Origin of the sequence: Streptomyces cellostaticus (genome assembly GCF_023630175.1) — a bacterium.
Taxonomy (GTDB): domain Bacteria; phylum Actinomycetota; class Actinomycetes; order Streptomycetales; family Streptomycetaceae; genus Streptomyces; species Streptomyces cellostaticus_A.
Window position 1 is genome coordinate 23,753 of record NZ_JALLIN010000017.1, and the last position, 18,159, is coordinate 41,911.

The window sequence follows — 18,159 nt, forward strand, 5'->3', positions numbered from 1 at the left end:
CCGGGGCCGGCCGGCCCTCCGCCGTGCCAGGGCCGCAGGGCTCGTTCCCGGCGCTGTGTCAGGACCGGAGCCATCGCTGGTGGCACCGCGGTGACGGCGCCAGGAGGACACGGCCGCGCCCGCGCCGCCGGGGCCGCGTGGACGCGACGCCGTCGGCCCGTTGCGCGGCCCGCGGGGCCGTCACCGCGTGCTCCGGCGCCCGCGTCGACCGAGCCGGCCGCGACCCCGCAGACGCCCGCGCGGAAGACCGCGCACGACTCGGACCCGGCGGCTTCCTCCCGCTGGTCGAGACCGGGCGCCGCCTCCTCGACGCCGAACCCGGCCTCATGGGCGAGGTCACCCCGTCCACGACACGAGCGCCCGGACGCCGGGAAGATCCGCGGCGTCCGGGCGCTCCACCCGGTCAAGCCAGCCAGTACGGGGCCTGGACGTCTCCCTCCCCCGAAGGCGACGTCCCCCGACCTGCTTCCCCCTGTGCCCGACCGTGGCCCGGGGCACCAGAGTGCCGCACCCGGCCGGCCGGGCGCCTGAGTCGAGGGGTACTCAAGTCGCCCTGTATCAGAACTGAGCAGGCGTGCTCCTGTTCGTGTGACGACTCACGAACAGGACGCGAAGACACTGGAACTGCCCTGGCCGTTCACCGGGCGGGACGACGAACTGGACCTGGTCCGCCGGGCGCTGGCGGCCGGGCGGCCGGGCGTCGCGGTGACCGGACCGCCCGGCCGGGGCAAGACCCGGCTGGTCGGGGAGGCGGTCCGGGGCCTGGACTGCGTCCGGGTGACCGGCACCCCCGGGACCCGGGGCCTGCGCTTCGCCGCCTTCGCGCACCTGCTGCCCGACACCGTCTCGCTGCACGGGGCGGTGCGGCTCCTGTCCGGAGTGCGACTCCTCGTCGTCGACGACGCCCATCTGCTCGACGGGGCCTCCGCCGCGCTCGTCCACCAACTCGCCGCGCACGGGGGCACGCGGCTGGCGGTGACCGCCACCGAGGGCGTGCCCGTGCCGGCCGCCGTCTCCAGGCTGTGGACGGCGGAGCTGCTGCCGCGCCTGCCGCTGCCGCCGCTGCCCCGCGAGGACACCGACCGGCTCCTCGCCGCGGCCGGACTCGAGCCCCTCACCACGGGCCGGCTGCACCGGCTGTGCCAGGGCGATCTGCGGCTGCTGCGCGACCTGCTGGGGGCGGTGTGCCGATCCGGCGCCCTGAGCGCCGTCCCGGGCGGCGGCGGACGGGCGTGGCGCGGGCCGGTCCCCGTCACCACGACGGTCCGTGAGCGTCTGGCCGCCGTCCTCGACCGGCCCGACGCCGACGAGCGCGAGACCCTGCACCGGCTCGCCTTCGCCGAGCCCCTGCCACTGGCCCTGGACGGTTTCGACCCGGGCGTCCTCGAACGTCTGGAGCAGGAAGGGCTGCTCGACGTCGACCACCACGGCTCGGCCACCCTCGCCCACCCCCTGTACGGCCCGGTCCTGCGCGCCACCGCCGGTCCGCTGCGGACCCGCCGGCTGGCCCGTACCCCGGACCGGTGCGATCGCGCCCTCTCGGCCGAACGGGCCGCACTGGAGCACCGGTTGGCGCGGCACGACGTCCGGACGGTGCCGACACCGGTCGGGGACTGGCTGCTGTCCGAGGGGCTGCCGGTCCCGGGCGGGTACGCCGCCGTGCGGGCGCGGTACGCCCGGCTGCGCGGAGAACTGCGCGAGGCGGCCGCCTGGGCACGGGAGGGCCTGCGCGCGGAGCCCGAGGACAGCGACTGCCTTACCGAACTCGATTTAGCGGCAGGACAGTTCGGCGACATCACGGGCACGGGCGTGTGGGCCGCGGCGGCACGCGGCGATCTGGGGTCCGCCCTGGACCGGATCGCCGGGGACGAGGTGTACGCGCTCTACGACGCCGTGCGGCTGGGGGCGCCGGAGCGGGCGGCCGGGCGGCTGCCGGGCGACGGGGTGTTCGCCGGGCACGCCGCAGCCCTCGCCCGCGGCGACGGCCCCGCCCTGGACCGGGCGGCCGAGGAACTGGCGGAGCGCGGCTTCCTGCTGTTCGCGGCCGAGGCGCACGCACAGGCCGTACCGGCCCACCGCGACCCACGCGCCGCCCGTCTCTCCCGCACCCGTGCCCACGCACTCGCCCGCCGCTGCCAGGGCGCCCGCACCCCGGCCCTCTCCGGTCTCGTCCTCGGCGAACTCACCGCACGGCAACGGCAGATCGTCGCCCTCGCGGCGTCCGGCCTCAGCAACCGGCAGATCGCCGAGCGGCTGACCCTCTCCGTCCGGACCGTCGGCAACCACCTGCACGGAGCCTACGCCCGCCTGGGCGCGAGCGACCGCGGAGCACTTCCGTGGCTCACCGAGCCGGCGGCGGAACCCGCCTGACCGGGAGGACCCGCACGGCACCAGGCGGAACCCGCTCGCCGTGCGGGTCCTCGCGCGGCCCACGTGACCCGCGGCGCCGTACGCCCGGAGCGGGCCGTGGCGCACGCGGTCGCGGCCGCCCCGGACGGCTCCGCACGCGTCCGCGCCGGTGGTGGCCGTGGCCCACGCGCCACGACGCGCGGAGCGGCCCGGCGGCCGGGCCCGCCCGACGGCGAGGGCCCGAGCCGCGCGCGGCGTCGTCTCAGGCGGCCCCGAACGCGGCGAAGGCCCACCCCGTCGCCTGGTGGACCGGGTCGCCCGGCTGGGCGGCGCGGGCGTCGCGGAGCGACTCGGCCAGGGAGAGGCCCGCGTCCAGGCCCTTGTGCAGGGCGAGCATCAACGGCACCACGGCCGCGTCGTTGACCGGCGCGCTGCTCGCCACCACCCCGGCCGTGCCCAGCGGCAGCAGCGCGGTGACCAGACCGAGCAGCTCGTCCGCGCCGACCGAGGCGAGCCGGGCGGTGTCGCAGCTCGAGAGGATGATCCGGTAGGGACTGCGGGCCAGGCGCTCGAAGTCGTGCGCGATCAGCGGGCCGTCGGCCATTCGCAGCGCGGAGAACAGCGGGCTGTCCGCGCGGAACGTGCCGTGCGCGGCGAGATGGGCGAGAGCCGCGCCGTCCAGGTGCTCCAGCACCCGGGGCACCTGCGCGGCGGGCCCCTCCAGTACCGTCGCCGCACCGTGCCGGCCGGCCAGCTCGGGCACCTCCGCGCCGCCCGTGGCCAGCCCCGGGCCGCGCACCAGCACGTGCCGGCCGCCGCGCGGCGGCGCGGTCTCCCGGGCACGCAGCCAACTGCCCGCCGACGGCGACACACTGAGCACCCGCTCCCGCAGCGCGGGCAGCAGCGCCCACGGCACCCGGTGCAGCGCGCCCGGCGGCACGATCACCGCGGGACCGGACCCGAGGTGCGCCGCCGCACTGCCCAGCAGCAGCTCCTCCAGGCGCCGGCCCGCCGCCTCCACCAGCGGCAGCCGCGCCTCGCCGCCCGGATGCGCGAGCCGGCGCAGCCCGGCCTGGACGTGCTCCGCCTCCGCCACCGCCTCCGCGAGCGCCCCGCCCGCGAACCGCCGGACCCGGCCCTGACCGCAGAGCAGGACGTGCACCCGGCCGTCCACCACGGCGAGTTCGACCAGCCGCGCGTCCCCGAGGCGCTCCAGCAGCCGGGCCGTGTCGAAGCGGTCGCCGTCGCCGGGCGCGTCGCCGCGCATGTGGTGGGTGCGGGAGCGGATCTCCCGTTCCAGCCGTCGCTGTTCGCGTTCCAGGGTGGGCACCGGCCGGCCCTCCATCCGCGCCTCCTCCGCGCGGGCCGCTATCTCCCGGTAGGCGGTGAGGCCGCCGAGCAGCACCGGATCGGCGGGCGGCCGGGCGGGCGGCGCGGCCAGCACGGTCGCCCGCCAGCGCTCGCTCCACTCCAGCAGCCGCCGCGGGCCGCCGTGCGCCAGGCTCACCTCCTGGGCCAGCGCGGCCAGTTCCGCCCCCTGCGCGGTGGCACGGGCCCGCAGCTCGGAGGCGCCGAGCGTCATCCGGTGGTCGTCCAGTACGGCCAGGCCCCGCCGGCAGGCGTGCAGCACACCGCGCCCGGATCCGGCCGCCCGGGCGCGCAGCGCCTGCGCCACCCACCCCGTCACCCTGGCCGGCGGCGGACCGGAGTGCCGGCTGCGCGCGGCGACCGCCAGGTGCCGCTCCGCGTCCGCCGTCCGGCCCAGCGCCAGCGCGATCCGCCCGGCGAGCAGCGAGGCCTCCGCCGCGGCCGGCGAACCGAAGGCGGCCAGCCGCTCGGCGACCCGCGCCGCGTCCCTGACCAGCCGGCCCGACCCGGGCCCCGCCGCCGCCCGCGCCTCCGTCAGCACCAGCCGGGCGTGCGTCTCCCACCAGGTCCGCCGCTGCCGGGCGAACAGCCGTACCGCGTGGGCGGCACGGTCCGTCGCGGTGTCCGCCTCACCGGCCGAGCGGGCGGCGCGCGCCGCGGCCAGCAGCAGCTCCGCCTTACGGGTGGACTGCCCGCCGATCCGGTCCAGCAACGCGATCGCGGTGTCCGCCTCGGCCAGTGCCTCCGGGGCGAGCCCGGCGGCCATCAGCACCTCGCAGCGCCGCACGGACAGCATGAAGGTGGGCGTGCCGAGCTTGGCGTACCGCTCCTCGGCCTCGTCCAGCAGCCGCAGCGCGGCCGGGATGTCCCCGGAGCGGAACGCGGCGAGGCCCCGGCTCTCCACCGCGTCGGCCTTGTCGTGTTCCTGGCCGGTGGTGTCCCACAGCCGCTCCGCCGCCGTGAAGTCCGCGACCGCCCGGTCCACCGCGCCCAGCGCCAGATGCACCGTGGCCCGCAGGGTCAGTGCCCGCGCGGTCCAGATCCCGTCACCGGCCTGCCGCAGTGCCGGAAGGGCCCGCCGTACGTCCTCGAGCGCCTCGCCGTGACGCCCCAGCACCCACCACACGTAGGCCCGCCGGTACCGCACCCGTGCCCTGGTGTGTCCGCTGCCCCGCGCGACCCCCCGCTCGAACGACGCCAGCCCTTGCCGGGTGCGCCCCGCGTGCACCAGTGCGACCCCCAGGGTCGCGAGCACGTCCGCCTCCCGCTCGGCCGACTCGGCGCGCGCGGCCAGGTCCCGGGCCCGGCGCAGATGTCCGAGCGCGATTCTCAGGTCGCCGAAGTCCCGCTGCCAGATGCCGAGCACCTGGTGCGCGACGCTGGCGTGCAACGGCGACGGGCCGGTGTGCAGCACGTGCTCCGCGCGCGCCCGGGCCTCGCCCGGGTCGGCGAACACCATCGGCAGCAGTTCGAGGACCGACTCCGTTCCCGCTGTCACCCCTCGCATGGTAGTGGCCTGCGCAAACCCGTCCCACGGGTTCGCCGTTGTCCCTCGCGGACGTACCCGCCGCACCCGCGGGCTGCGTCAAGCTGTATCAACCGGCGGTCGGGCGAATCTGACTGTCGGACACCGTCTCAGGGGGAGGACACGGCATGGCACCTCAGCGATTCCACGAACAGTTCGACCACATCCAGCGCTTGATGCCAGGCACCGCGCTGGCCATGGGGCCGGACGACGCCGCGGAGTTCCTCTACGAGAAGGGTGTCGTCCTCGCTCGCGACGGCGAGGAGGCCCGGCTGGTCGAGGAGACGGTGCGCGGCCACTTCACCGAGACCCGGGGCCTGGTCCCGGACCACGTGCGCCGGACCGGCCCGGCCGCCAACCGCACGGGCGTCACCCGGATCCGGGTCGGCGACCCCACCCTCGGCGAGGACGTCGTCCCGCACGCCCTGGGCGCCCTGCGCGCGGCCGAGGGCCGCCGGGGCCGCCGCCTGGTCAGCCGCAACCACGTCGTGCACATCGCGGTCAACGCCTGCCCCGGTGACGAGCCGGTCCCCGCGCCGCGCAGCGAGTCTCCCAACCCGGCCCCGGTGGAAGCCCCGTACGACCCGGCCACCGCCGTCGGCGTCCTCGTCATCGACACCGGTCTGGTGCACGACCACGGTGCCCATCCGCTGCTGGCCCACACGACCGGCGACCCGGAGGCCGGCGAGACCGGACCCGACGGTGTGCTGCGGCAGTACGTCGGGCACGGCACGTTCATCGCCGGGATCGTCGCCGCGGTCGCCCCCAACACCGACGTCACCGTGCGCGGCACGCTCGCGGACGCCGGCGCCGTCCTGGAGTCGGACTTCGGCGCCAGGCTCTTCGAGGCCGTCGACGAGGGCGGCTGGCCGGACATCATCAGTCTCTCGGCCGGCACGTCCAACGGCCGCACCGACGGCCTGCTCGGCCTCGACGCGTTCATGCGGGAACTGCGGGAGCGGGGGACCCTGCTGGTGGCCGCCGCCGGCAACAACGCCAGTGACAACCCGTTCTGGCCGGCCGCCTACGCCGCGCTGCCCGAGTACCGGGACTGCGTGCTGTCGGTCGGCGCGCTGCGCGCGGACGGCGAGTCCGCCGCCTGCTTCAGCAACCACGGACCCTGGGTGCGGGTCTACGCCCCCGGCGAGCGGCTCACCAGCACCCTCACCGGCTTCCGCACCCCCGTGCCGTACGTCTACCAGCACTCCACCTACGACGCCTGCCGGTACGGCTTCGAGTACCTCTGCACCTGCCAGTACCCGCGCCACACGGGCGTGCTGAGCGAGGCGCGGGAGAGCACCGCCGGCAAGGCCGACCAGGTGATGTTCGACGGCCTCGCGCAGTGGAGCGGCACCTCCTTCGCCACCCCGGTCGTCGCCGGGCTGGTCGCCGCCCACATGGCCGCGCACCAGCAGCGCGACCCGCGCGCGGCCCGGGCCCAACTGCTGCGCTCGGCCGACGAGTCCGCCGAGGTGCGCGGGGCGCACGTACCGGTGCTCCGCCCGTCCGCCTGGCGGCCGACTCCCGTCGCGGTCCCGGTCCGGCCGGTATGAGGTCCGGAACACTCACCTCCACGGCGTACGATGACGTGCCGTACACGAGGGGTGGAGCCGTGGACCGAACAGAGGTCGGCGCGCTGGTCCGGTCCGCGGTCGACGGCGACGCGGCGGCCTGGAAGGCGCTGGTGGAGGGACTGAGTCCGCTGGTGTGGTCGGTGGTGCGCGCGCACCGGCTCTCCGACGCCGACGCGCACGAGGTCTACCAGACCGTGTGGTTCCGCTTCGCCCAGCACCTCCACCGCCTCCGCGAACCGGACAAGGCGGGCTCCTGGCTGGCCAGTACCGCCCGGAACGAGTGCCTGAAGGTGCTCAAGGGGCTGACCCGGCTGACGCTGACGGACGATCCGCAGGTGCTGGACCGGGCCAGTGAGGAACGGACACCGGAGCAGACGCTGATCGACTCCGAGGAGGAGGCCGCGCAGGCCGAGCGGATCCGCCGGCTCTGGCAGGAGTTCGAGGCGCTCGGTGAGCGGTGCCGGCAGTTGCTGCGGGTCCTGATGGCCTCGCCGCCGCCGAGCTATCTGGAGGTCTCGGCCGCGCTCGGCATCGCGGTCGGCAGCATCGGTCCGCTGCGCCAGCGCTGCCTGCGCCGGCTGCGGGCCCGGATGGACGCCCGGGAGGCGGCATGAGCGGCATCGACGACGAACCCTTCCCCGAGGAGGGCTTCGACGACGCCGGGTTCGACGGTGAGCTGCTGGAGGAGGAACTGCGTCAGGCGGCCGCCGCGCTGGACCCGGTCCCGGCCGAACTGCGCCAGCTCGCCCTCGGCGCCTACGCGCTGCACGACCTGGACGCCGACATCGCCGAGCTGACCTTCGACTCGCTGGTGGACGCGCTGCCCGTCAGGGGAGTGCCGGACGCGCCGCGGATGCTGACCTTCCGCGCGGGCGCCCTGACCGTCGACATCGAGGTCACCGGTGAGGGTCTGATCGGGCAGGTACTGCCCCCGGGCCCGGCCCGTGTCGAGGTGCTGGGCGGCCCCCGGGCGGCCCGCCCCGTCACGGTCGACACCCTCGGCCGCTTCACCAGTGACACCCCGCCGGGCGGCCCGTTCGCACTCCGGCTCCGCGCGGGCGGCCAGGTCGTCGTCACGGAGTGGCTGCGGGCCTGAGGGCTGTCCCGTGATCCCCGGTGGGTCGGCGCACGGCGTCGGATGCGGCGCGTCGCACGGCGGAGGGCCGTCCTCATGCGGGGCGTATTCGGGCGATCCGGCAACGCGGCGAGGTGCCGTGGCCGTCGTCGTGCGCCCGCCGGGGATCACGGGACAGCCCTTTGGGGCCTGCCGCGAGAGTCCCGCCTGCCCCGGCGGCGCCCGGCACGCACTCCGGCCGCACCGGGCACAAGCCCGCGTCTGTCCAGTACGAGGGCCCGCCCCCGGCACGCCGGGATGGGACGCCTCAGGGCCCGGTCATCGGGTGCCGGGCAGCGGTCACCAGGTGACGGGCAGGGTGCGTGGACCGCGGATCATCGTCCTGTGCCGCCACCGGACCCGGTCCGGCGGGACGGCGAGTCGCAGGGCGGGCAGGCGGGCCAGGAGTGTGTCGACGAGCAGTTCGGTCTGGAGCCGGGCCAGGACGGCGCCGGTGCAGTAGTGCGGGCCGTTGCCGAAGGCCAGGTGCGGGTTGGGGCGGCGGTCCGGGTCGATGCGGTCGGGGTCGGGGAAGACGGCCGGGTCCCGGTTCGCGGCGAGGTAGGAGACGTAGACCGGTTCGCCCGCCGCGATCCGGTGACCGCCGATCTCGACGTCCTCCAGGGCGATCCGGGCGAGCCCGACCGAACTGCGGTGCGGGATGTGCCGCAGGAGTTCCTCGAGCACGGGGCCGCGCTCCTCGGGGCGGGTGCGCACCCGCTCCATCAGCTCCGGGCGGGTCAGCATCAGGAACAGCATCTGGCCGCAGTTGTGGGTGACCGCCTCCCCGCCGATCTGCAGCGGTCCGGCGAGCCCGACGGCCTCCTCCTCACTGATCTCGCCCCGGTGCACGGCGGCCCCGAGGAGCGAGTAGACGTCCTCGTCCGTGCTGCGCGCGCGGGACCGGACGGCCGTGGTGATCCATCCGTACAGTCCGGTCTTCGCGGTCCGGGCGGCCTCGGCGCCGCCGGAGGTGGAGATGATCTGCCGGGTCCAGGCGTGCACCTGCTCCCGGTCGGCGGGCGGCACGCCCATCACCTCGCTGACGACCGTGACCGGGAACGGCTCCAGCACCCGTTCGACCAGGTCGGCGGGCGGCCCGTCCCGTACGACGCCGTCGATCAGCCCGTCCAGGATCCGCTGCGCGCGGGGGCGCAGCCGCTTCATGGCGCTCACCGTGAAGGCGTCGGCGACCGGCTTGCGCAGCCGGTTGTGCTCGGGCTGGTCGGCCCAGGCCAGCGAGCCCGGACGGGGCGCGAAGTGCGGTGCCAGCCGGGTCACCTGACGGTGCGCCACCTCGGCGCGGCCGAAGCGCGGGTCGTTGGTGACCAGCTTCACGTCCGCGTAGCGGGTGGCGAGCCACGCCCAGCCCTCGCCGAACGGCAGCCGGATACGGGTCAGGGGGCCCTCGCGCATCAGGTCGGCGAGGACCGGGTCGAAGTCCGTCCCGTCCAGGTCGAGCGGCAGCCAGTCCCGCACGGGCGGCCGGTCCCGCTCGAGCGGTGCGGCCCGGCCGGTGAGCGTGATCTCCTCCGTCATGCCCACCACCTTCGTACGAGCCCCGCCCGCTGTCCTGCGGGAGTGCTCCAGCCGGAGGGCCCGGGCCCCCGTCGGGGACGGCCCCGCCGCTACACGGCGTCCACGAGCGCGGCCAGCGCCCCGGCGAGGTCCTCGAGACCCGGTCCGGCGGGGCCGCCGGGCTCCATCATGTAGGTGTCCCGGCGGAGCTCCACCATCAGCGCGCTCACCCGCGCCTCGCGCCCGTAGTACTCCAGCGGTACGTAGGTCCCGCTGAACGGGCTGTCGAGCCCCGTCCCCCCGCACCCGGCGAACGCCTCCAGGGCCGCCTCGCGCAGCCGGGCCGGCGTGTGGAAGGCGTCCGTGCCCAGGCACACGGGCGGCCGTGGACCGGCACCGTGCAGCTCGTACGGCAGGGGCTCGCTCGGATAGGAGTGCACGTCGATCACGATCGCGCGCCCGGTCGCGGCGAGCCGCCCGGCCACCGCCTCGGTCATCGCGCGGGCGTACGGCCGGAAGTACCGCTCGACCAGCGGCCCGGGGTCGGTGTCCGCGGCCCGCAGCGCACCGCGGTGGGTGGTCGCGGTGTACACGGCTCCCATGCCCACGGCGAGCATCTCCTCCCGCTCGTCCGGGAACCGCTCCGGGTCCACGACCAGCCGCGACAGCCGGTTGACGAACCGCCAGGGGGTGACCCCGGCGAGGGCGGCCGCCCGCTCCGCGACGCGGGCGGTGTGCGCGTCGGTGATGTGGTCCAGTTCCCGATCGAGCGCCGCGTCGTCCAGCACGATCCCCTGGCGGACATCACCCGGTATCGCGCGGGACGAGTGCGGCACGTGCAGCAGCACGGGCGACCCGGGGGCGCCGGGCAGGAGTTCGAACGAGGGGATGCGCTGCGGCACGGGCTGCTCCACGGGCGATGGTCGGACGGTGCACGATCAAGGTGCCACACGGCACCGACATCGCCACGAGGCGCCGGCGTCCCCGCCCGGCGCCGACGCCCCCCACGTCCGTGACGGCGCCCGGCGCGCCGGACGGTACGTGGCGCACCGGGACGGAGACGTGGCGCACCGGCCCCGGCACGCCTCCGCCCCGGCACGCCTCCGCCCCGGCCGGTGGCACCGGCCGGGGCGGAGGGTCACTCACTGCGGCGGCCGACCCGCCGCGGAGGTCAGCTCAGGGACGCGAGAGCCGAGTTCCAGGTCGCCGACGGGCGCATGACGGCGTCCGCCTTGGCCTTCTCCGGCTGGAAGTAGCCGCCGATGTCGGCCGGGCTGCCCTGCACCGCGATCAGCTCGTCGACGATCTTCTGCTCGCCGGCCGCGAGGGTCTGCGCGAACGGGCCGAACGCCTTCGCCAGGTCGGCGTCGTCGGTCTGGCCGGCCAGCTCCTGCGCCCAGTACAGGGACAGGTAGAAGTGGCTGCCGCGGTTGTCGATGCCGCCGAGGCGACGGGTCGGGGACTTGTCCTCGTTGAGGAAGGTCGCCGTGGCGCGGTCCAGGGTGTCGGCGAGGACCTTGGCGCGGGTGTTGCCGGTGGCCGCCGCGTACTGCTCGAGGGACGGCACCAGGGCGAAGAACTCGCCGAGGGAGTCCCAGCGCAGGTAGTCCTCCTTGACGAGCTGCTGCACGTGCTTCGGCGCGGAGCCGCCCGCACCGGTCTCGAACAGACCGCCGCCCGCCATCAGCGGGACGACCGACAGCATCTTGGCGCTGGTGCCCAGCTCCAGGATCGGGAACAGGTCGGTGAGGTAGTCACGCAGCACGTTGCCGGTGACCGAGATGGTGTTCTCGCCGCGGCGGATGCGCTCCACCGACAGCTTGGTGGCCTCGACCGGCGACAGCACCCGGATGTCCAGGCCCTCGGTGTCGTGCTCCGGCAGGTACTGCTCGACCTTGGCGATCAGGTTGGCGTCGTGGGCGCGGGTGGCGTCCAGCCAGAAGACGGCCGGGTCGCCGGTGGCGCGGGCGCGGGTGACGGCCAGCTTCACCCAGTCCCTGATCGGCGCGTCCTTGGTCTGGCAGGCGCGGAAGATGTCGCCGGCGGAGACCGCCTGCTCGATCACGACGTCGCCGGCCTGGTCCACCAGGCGGACGGTGCCGGTGACCGGGATCTCGAAGGTCTTGTCGTGGCTGCCGTACTCCTCGGCCTTCTGCGCCATCAGACCGACGTTCGGGACCGAGCCCATGGTCGACGGGTCGTAGGCGCCGTTGGCGCGGCAGTCCTCGATCACGGCCTGGTAGACACCGGCGTAGGAGGAGTCCGGCAGCACCGCGAGGGTGTCGGCCTCCTGGCCGTCCGGGCCCCACATGTGACCGGAGGTACGGATCATGGCCGGCATCGAGGCGTCGACGATGACGTCGGACGGCACGTGCAGGTTGGTGATGCCCTTGTCGGAGTCGACCATGGCCAGCGCCGGGCCCTCGGCCAGCTCGGCGTCGAAGGAGGCCTTGATCTCGGCGCTCTCGGGCAGCGACTCGATGCCCTTGAGGATGCCGCCCAGGCCGTCGTTCGGGGTCAGTCCGGCGGCGGCGAAGGTCTCGCCGTACTTCGCGAACGTCTTCGGGAAGAAGGCGCGCACCACGTGGCCGAAGACGATCGGGTCGGAGACCTTCATCATCGTGGCCTTCAGGTGCACGGAGAACAGGACGCCCTCGTCCTTGGCCCGGGCGACCTGCGCGGTCAGGAACTCGCGCAGCGCGCCGACGCGCATCACGGAGGCGTCGACGACCTCACCGGCGAGGACGGGCACCGACTCGCGCAGGACGGTGGTCGAGCCGTCGTCGCCCTTGAGCTCGATGCGCAGCGCACCCGCCTCGGAGATCACCGCGGACTTCTCCGTGGACCGGAAGTCGTCCACGCCCATCGTCGCCACATTGGTCCTGGAGTCCGAGCTCCAGGCGCCCATGCGGTGCGGGTGGGTCTTGGCGTAGTTCTTCACGGAGGCGGGGGCGCGACGGTCGGAGTTGCCCTCGCGCAGGACCGGGTTCACCGCCGAACCCTTGATCTTGTCGTACCGGGCGCGGATCTCGCGCTCCTCGTCGGACTTGGGGTCGTCCGGGTAGTCCGGCAGCGCGTAGCCCTTGCCCTGCAGCTCGGCGACGGCGGCCTTGAGCTGCGGGATGGACGCCGAGATGTTCGGCAGCTTGATGATGTTGGCGGCGGGCGTCTTGGCCAGCTCGCCCAGCTCGCTCAGCGCGTCGGGGATGCGCTGGTCCTCGTTCAGGTACTCCGGGAAGACGGCGATGATGCGCCCGGCCAGCGAGATGTCGCGGGTCTCCACGGGCACACCGGCCTGCGAGGCGTACGCCTGGATCACCGGCAGGAACGAGTGCGTCGCGAGGGCCGGGGCCTCGTCTGTGTAGGTGTAGATGATGGTCGAGTCAGTCACCGGGTGCTCCGCTCCACGTCTGCAACATTGCTCGACATCAAGATATCTCGTGACCGGGTCCGGCTCGACAGGGGTCCCGGCCGGAAATTCGTGCCGCGCCGGCGCAACCGATCCCGCCTTCATGTGGTCATGACAAACGATCACCACTGACCACGCGTGATCGCCTCCGGCAGGCGGCCGGATCCGACCACCCGGCCGCCCGAACGAAAGCGGACCATGAGATATCGCACCAGAGTGACGGCCCCGGCGGCCGCCCTGATCGGCACGGCCGCGGCACTGGCGACGGGCACCCCGGCCCAGGCACGCCCCTCCGGCCCCGGCGCGACGGCGCGCAGGGCGGCCGTCCTCGGCCCCGAGGCCCTCGGCGACCCCGTCTTCCCCACCCTCGGCAACAAGGGCTACCGCGCCACGTCCTACCACCTGGACCTGGCCTACGACGCGACGACCCGGAAGGTCGACGCGACGGCGACGCTGAAACTGCGTGTCGACCGCCCGCTCAGCCGCTTCTCGCTGGACTCCCTCGGCCTCGACATACGCGCCGTGAGCGTCGACGGCGTCGCCGCCGCCTTCGCTCAGGTGGACGAGAAGCTGCGGATCACCCCCGCCAAGGCCCTGCCGCCGGACGCGCTGGCCACCGTGACCGTCACGTACTCCGCCGACCCGCGCCGCGCCCTCGCCCACACCGCCTGGGTGCCCACCCCCGACGGCTTCGCGACGTGCCCGCAGCCGAACTCCGCGCACACCGTCTTCCCGTGCAACGACCATCCCTCGGACAAGGCGGACTTCACCTTCCGTGTCACGGTCCCCAGCGGCCTGCGCGCGGTGGCGAACGGCCTGCTCACCGGCACCGAGACGCTCAGCGGGGACCGCACGGCGTACTCGTACCGCTCGGCCTCCCCGATGGCCACCGAACTCGTGCAGATCACCGTCGGCGACTACGTGATCAAGGACCGCCAGGGCCCGCACGGCCTGCCGCTGCGCGACGTCGTGCCCGCCGCCCGCGCCACCGCCCTGGAGCCCGCCCTCGCCCTCACCCCCGGCCTGGTGACCTGGCTGGAGGACCGGCTGGGCGCCTACCCGTTCGAGACGTACGGTCTGCTCCCGTGCAACTCCGACGACCCGGCGGCCTTCGACTTCACCGGCCTGGAGACGCAGACCCTCACCCTGTACAAGCCGAACTTCCTGCTCCAGCCGGAGAGGAGCATCGGCTCGCACATGATGCACGAGCTGGTCCACTCCTACTTCGGCAACCTGGTCAGCCCCGCCACCTGGGCCGACCTGTGGCTGAACGAGGGCCACGCCGACTACTACGGGCTGCTCTACCGCTACGAGCGCGGCTGGGCCGACTCCCTAGGCCTGACCAGCCTGGAAGCCCGGATGAAGGACACCTACGCGCGCGGCGACCAGTGGCGCCACGACTCCGGCCCGGTGGCCTCCCCGAACGCGGCGAACCTCTTCGACAGCCAGCGCTACCTGGGCGGCGTGCTCGTCCTGTACGCCTTCCGGCAGCTCGTCGGCGAGCAGGTGTTCAACACCGTCGAGCGCACCTTCCTGGTGCGCTTCCGCGACTACTCGGCGACCACCGGCGACTACATCGACGTCGCCTCCGAGGTGTCCGGGCAGGACCAGTCCGGCTTCCTGGGCGACTGGCTCTACGGCACCAGGACCCCGCGCATGCCCGGCCACCCCGACTGGACGGTGAACCCGGTCGCCTCCTCCTTCGCGGCCCCGCACAGCAGGCGCGGCGGCCACCGGCACGAGAACTCGGCCACGCTCTGATCAGCCGTGGCGGGCGGCGTCCGGCCCGGCGCCGCCCGCCACCTCGCGCCCGGTCCACCGGCGGGTCACGTCCACCACGTACGCGTACTCACGCGCATACACGCCCGCGCCCGCGCTCACGTACGCGCGGCCGGCGCGGGGCGGCGCGGCCCGGCTCCCGCCCGCGGCACTACTCGGCCACGGCCGGCGCGGGCTCCTCACCGCTGCGCTGCTGCGGTATCACCACCGCGCCCTGCTGCAGGGCCACCGTCCTGACCGGGGACGGGATGCGGATGCCCTCCGCGCGGTAGCGGCGGTGCAGGCTCTTGATGAACTCGTGCTTGACGCGGTACTGGTCGCTGAACTCGCCCACGCCCAGGATCACCGTGAAGCCGATGCGCGAGTCGCCGAAGGTGTGGAAGCGGATGGCCGGCTCGTGCTCCGGGACGGCACCGGTGATCCCGGTCATCGTCTCGGCGATGACCTCGTGGGTGACGCGCTCGACGTGGTCGAGATCGCTGTCGTAGCTCACCCCGACCTGCACCAGGATCGTCAACTGCTGCTCGGGTCGCGTGTAGTTGGTCATGTTGGTCTTGGCGAGCTGACCGTTGGGGACGACCACCAGGTTGTTGGAGAGCTGGCGGACCGTGGTCTGACGCCAGTTGATGTCCACCACGTAGCCCTCCTCACCGCTGCTGAGCCGGATGTAGTCGCCCGGCTGCACGGTCTTGGAGGCGAGGATGTGGACGCCCGCGAAGAGGTTGGCGAGGGTGTCCTGGAGGGCCAGTGCGACGGCCAGTCCACCGACGCCCAGAGCGGTGAGCAGCGGGGCGATGGACACGCCGAGCGTCTGCAGCACCACGAGGAAGCCGATCGCCAGCACCAGCACCCGGGTGATGTTCACGAAGATGGTGGCCGAACCGGCCACGCCCGAGCGGGACTGCGTCACCGACCGGACCAGACCGGAGACCACCCGGGCCGCGGACACCGTCACGACGAGGATCAGCCACACCTGGAGGAGCTGGTCGGTGTGGTGCCGAACGGTCCGGGTCAGCGGCAGCACCGCGGCGGCCGCCGCCGCGCCGCCCGCGACCGCCGCCCACGGGACGACCGAGCGCAGCGCGTCCACGATGACGTCGTCACCGCTCCAGCGGGTCCGCTCCGCGTGCTTGCCGAGCCAGCGCAGCACCGTGCGGGACAGGAAGGCCAGCAGCAGCCCCGCGGCCAGGGCGATGCCGGCGAGGACCAGGTCGTGCAGGGTCAGCGCGCGGTTCACCGGTCACCTCCGGGACGCAAGGGGGCGGCGCGGCGCCTGGAGTGAAGTCTCGTCACGTTGTCACCTGCTCGATGTCCGTTCATGTGCGGTCGCGCCCGCCGACACCGCCGGCGGGCGCGACCGCTCATCCTGCCGCATCCGGCGGCCCGCTTCGCACCCGGACGGCGCGGATCACACGATGCCCTCGGCGAGTTCGGCCCGTTCTCGCGTTCCCGCAGCACGACCGGGCGACGATCACCGGGGAGCACACGCCCGCCCCATCGGTGCGGAGGCCGCCCGCGACGGGGTGGCGGCGGCCGGTGCGGTGCCGCGCCGACCGGTGGGGGGCAACCTGGCCCGGCACCCGACCCGACCGGCACGTCCGGCCGGCGGCGCGTCCCGGTGCGCTCACGACTCAGTGAACGACCCGTGCCGCCCCGCACCCCCCGCGAACCGGGCCGCCCCCTGGAGACCCTCCGCCAGGACGGCGACTCCGTGACGGAGTTCACCGCGCATCGCCGTCTCCTCCGTCAGGCCCTCCTGGTCCAGCACCGAGGCCCGGTCCCCGCGCAGGCAGGCCTGCGGGAAGCGGGCGAGGGCGGCCGCGAGTTCCTCGGCCTCGGCACGGGCGCGGCCGGTCGGCACGACACGGTCGGCCAGGCCGATGCCGTGGGCCTCGCGGGCCGGGACCGGGCGGCCGGTCAGGATCATGTCCATGGCCCGGCCGGTACCGATCAGGCGGGGGAGCCGTACCGTGCCGCCGTCGATCAGCGGCACGCCCCAGCGGCGGCAGAACACCCCGAACACGGCGTCCTCCTCGGCGACCCGGAGATCGCACCACAGGGCCAGTTCGAGGCCGCCCGCGACGGCGTGTCCGGCGACGGCCGCGATCACCGGCTTCGACAGCCGCATCCGGGTCGGCCCCATCGGGCCGTCGCCGTCCTCCGCGACCCGGTTGCCCCGCTCCGAGCCGACGGCCTTGAGGTCCGCGCCCGCGCAGAAGGTGCCGCCCTCGCCCCACAGCACCGCCACCCGCGCGGAGTCGTCGGCCTCGAACGCCCGGAAGGCGTCGGCGAGCTCGGTGGCCGTCGGGCCGTCGACCGCGTTGCGGGCCTCGGGCCGGGACAGCACGATCGTGGTGACGTGTTCCCTGCGCTCCACGCGGACCGGCACGGCGGTGCTCCTCTTCGGCGATGCGGGGCCAGGGTGTCTCTGGCGGCTCGAAGGGCCACTCTGCCTCAGATGACCTTCAGCCGCACCAGTGCCCCCAGCGTCAGCGCCCCCGGCACCAGCGGCACCCACACGGTGATGACCCGGTAGGCCAGCACCACCGCGGTGGCCATCGCGGCCGGGCCGCCCGCCGCGACCAGCGCCACGATCAGCGCCGCCTCCACGGAGCCGATCCCGCCCGGCGTCGGTACCAGTGCCACCGCGACCGTCGCCGCGAGATAGGCGAGCGCCATGTGCGCCGGCGGCACCGGTAGCTCCAGCGCCCGGCCCACGGCGGCGAGCCCGGCCGCCTGGCACGCCGGGAACGCCAGCGAGCCGCCCCACAGGGCCAGGGCCCGGGCCGGACGCGTGTGCACCGACCGCGCCTCGTCCAGGGCGTCCCGCAGGAAGGCGCGCACGGCCGTGCGCGGCCGCCGCGCGAGGGCGAGCGCGGCCGCCGCCAGCAGCACCAGCGCGCCTGCCCCGGCCAGCAGCGGCAGCGTGGCGCCGGCCGGCAGCAGCGTGCCCGGGCGCAGCGCGTCGGGGAAGGCGATCAGCAGCGCGGCCAGCAGGCCCAGCCGTCCCGCGCTCTCCGCCAGCAGATAAAGGGCCAGCGCCGCCGAGGAACGGGCCGGCGGCACTCCGCACACGGTCATGAAGCGCAGGTTCACCGCGCTGGCGCCGAGGCCGGTGGGCAGCAGATGGTTGGCCGCGCCCGCCGCGAACTGGGTGGCCAGCAGTCGCCGCTTCGGCAGCGGCTGCACCACCGCCCCCTGCCGGGTGAACGCGGCCGCCACCCAGGTCAGGCAGGTCGCGGTGGCCGCCGCCAGCAGCCACGGCCAGGAGGCGGTGCGCAGCTGGCCGAACCCCTCGGCGAGCACCGAACGGTGCCGCACCGCGGCCACGGCGACCAGCACGAGCGGCACCGCGCACAGGGCGTGCCGGACCGGGAAGCGCCGGGGTGCGCGGCCCCGGGGGACGTCGGGGAATCGGAGCGCTGTCACACCGGAAGAGGCTCTCCGCGCCGCGCCAACGGCGGATTGCGCGGGCGCGGACGGCGGCTTACGGACGGGCAGCGGGTGAGGGGAAGCAGTCATG

Annotated in this window: 12 protein-coding genes; 5 read left to right on the plus strand and 7 right to left on the minus strand. The window is 74.9% G+C overall.

Translation table 11 applies throughout. The features are described 5' to 3' along the window. Window positions 1-588: 588 nt before the first annotated feature. Entirely contained in the window at window positions 589-2,370 is a 1,782-nt protein-coding gene (locus MXD57_RS13180) for a LuxR family transcriptional regulator AbsR2 (protein WP_250401566.1), read from the plus strand. A gap of 241 nt (window positions 2,371-2,611) precedes the next feature. Here the strand turns inward: MXD57_RS13180 and MXD57_RS13185 are convergent, their stop codons facing one another. Continuing rightward, on the minus strand, window positions 2,612-5,224 hold the full coding sequence (locus MXD57_RS13185) for a CHAT domain-containing protein (RefSeq protein ID WP_250401567.1): 2,613 nt from the start codon (window positions 5,222-5,224) through the stop codon (window positions 2,612-2,614). A gap of 146 nt (window positions 5,225-5,370) precedes the next feature. Here MXD57_RS13185 and MXD57_RS13190 point away from each other — a divergent pair, with 146 nt between their 5' ends. The 3 genes from MXD57_RS13190 to MXD57_RS13200 are packed head-to-tail and all read left to right on the plus strand — an operon-like array spanning window position 5,371 to window position 7,912. Next, entirely contained in the window at window positions 5,371-6,795 is a 1,425-nt protein-coding gene (locus tag MXD57_RS13190; protein WP_250401568.1) for a S8/S53 family peptidase, read from the plus strand. After that, window positions 6,792-7,430 carry an RNA polymerase sigma factor gene (locus MXD57_RS13195; protein WP_250401569.1) on the plus strand — a complete coding sequence of 213 codons (639 nt, stop codon included), beginning with the start codon at window positions 6,792-6,794 and terminating at the stop codon, window positions 7,428-7,430. Before MXD57_RS13190 ends, MXD57_RS13195 begins: the two co-directional genes overlap by 4 nt. Next, window positions 7,427-7,912, plus strand: a complete 486-nt coding sequence (locus tag MXD57_RS13200) for a hypothetical protein (RefSeq protein WP_250401570.1) — start codon at window positions 7,427-7,429, stop codon at window positions 7,910-7,912. Before MXD57_RS13195 ends, MXD57_RS13200 begins: the two co-directional genes overlap by 4 nt. Window positions 7,913-8,230: 318 nt before the next feature. Here MXD57_RS13200 and MXD57_RS13205 read toward each other — a convergent pair whose 3' ends face one another. The 3 genes from MXD57_RS13205 to MXD57_RS13215 form a co-directional block, all read right to left on the minus strand. Further along, window positions 8,231-9,469 (minus strand): cytochrome P450, encoded by a 1,239-nt coding sequence (locus MXD57_RS13205; RefSeq protein WP_250401571.1) that lies wholly within the window; start codon window positions 9,467-9,469, stop codon window positions 8,231-8,233. 89 nt (window positions 9,470-9,558) lie between these two features. After that, window positions 9,559-10,350 (minus strand): N-formylglutamate amidohydrolase, encoded by a 792-nt coding sequence (locus MXD57_RS13210; protein ID WP_250401572.1) that lies wholly within the window; start codon window positions 10,348-10,350, stop codon window positions 9,559-9,561. 269 nt (window positions 10,351-10,619) lie between these two features. Then, window positions 10,620-12,839 (minus strand): NADP-dependent isocitrate dehydrogenase, encoded by a 2,220-nt coding sequence (locus MXD57_RS13215; protein ID WP_250401573.1) that lies wholly within the window; start codon window positions 12,837-12,839, stop codon window positions 10,620-10,622. Window positions 12,840-13,055: 216 nt separating this feature from the next. Between MXD57_RS13215 and MXD57_RS13220 the strand changes: the two genes are divergently transcribed. Beyond that, window positions 13,056-14,618, plus strand: a complete 1,563-nt coding sequence (locus MXD57_RS13220) for a M1 family metallopeptidase (protein WP_250401574.1) — start codon at window positions 13,056-13,058, stop codon at window positions 14,616-14,618. 169 nt (window positions 14,619-14,787) lie between these two features. Here the strand turns inward: MXD57_RS13220 and MXD57_RS13225 are convergent, their stop codons facing one another. The 3 genes from MXD57_RS13225 to MXD57_RS13235 form a co-directional block, all read right to left on the minus strand. Next, complete coding sequence (locus MXD57_RS13225) at window positions 14,788-15,873, minus strand: mechanosensitive ion channel family protein (protein ID WP_250401575.1); 1,086 nt, start codon at window positions 15,871-15,873, stop codon at window positions 14,788-14,790. 387 nt (window positions 15,874-16,260) lie between these two features. Next, window positions 16,261-17,025: a crotonase/enoyl-CoA hydratase family protein gene (locus MXD57_RS13230; RefSeq protein WP_250401576.1), complete on the minus strand. Its 765-nt coding sequence runs from the start codon at window positions 17,023-17,025 to the stop codon at window positions 16,261-16,263. A 65-nt stretch (window positions 17,026-17,090) separates the two neighbouring features. Continuing rightward, window positions 17,091-18,158, minus strand: a complete 1,068-nt coding sequence (locus MXD57_RS13235) for a lysylphosphatidylglycerol synthase transmembrane domain-containing protein (RefSeq protein ID WP_284505500.1) — start codon at window positions 18,156-18,158, stop codon at window positions 17,091-17,093. Between the last annotated feature and the right edge of the window lies 1 nt (window position 18,159).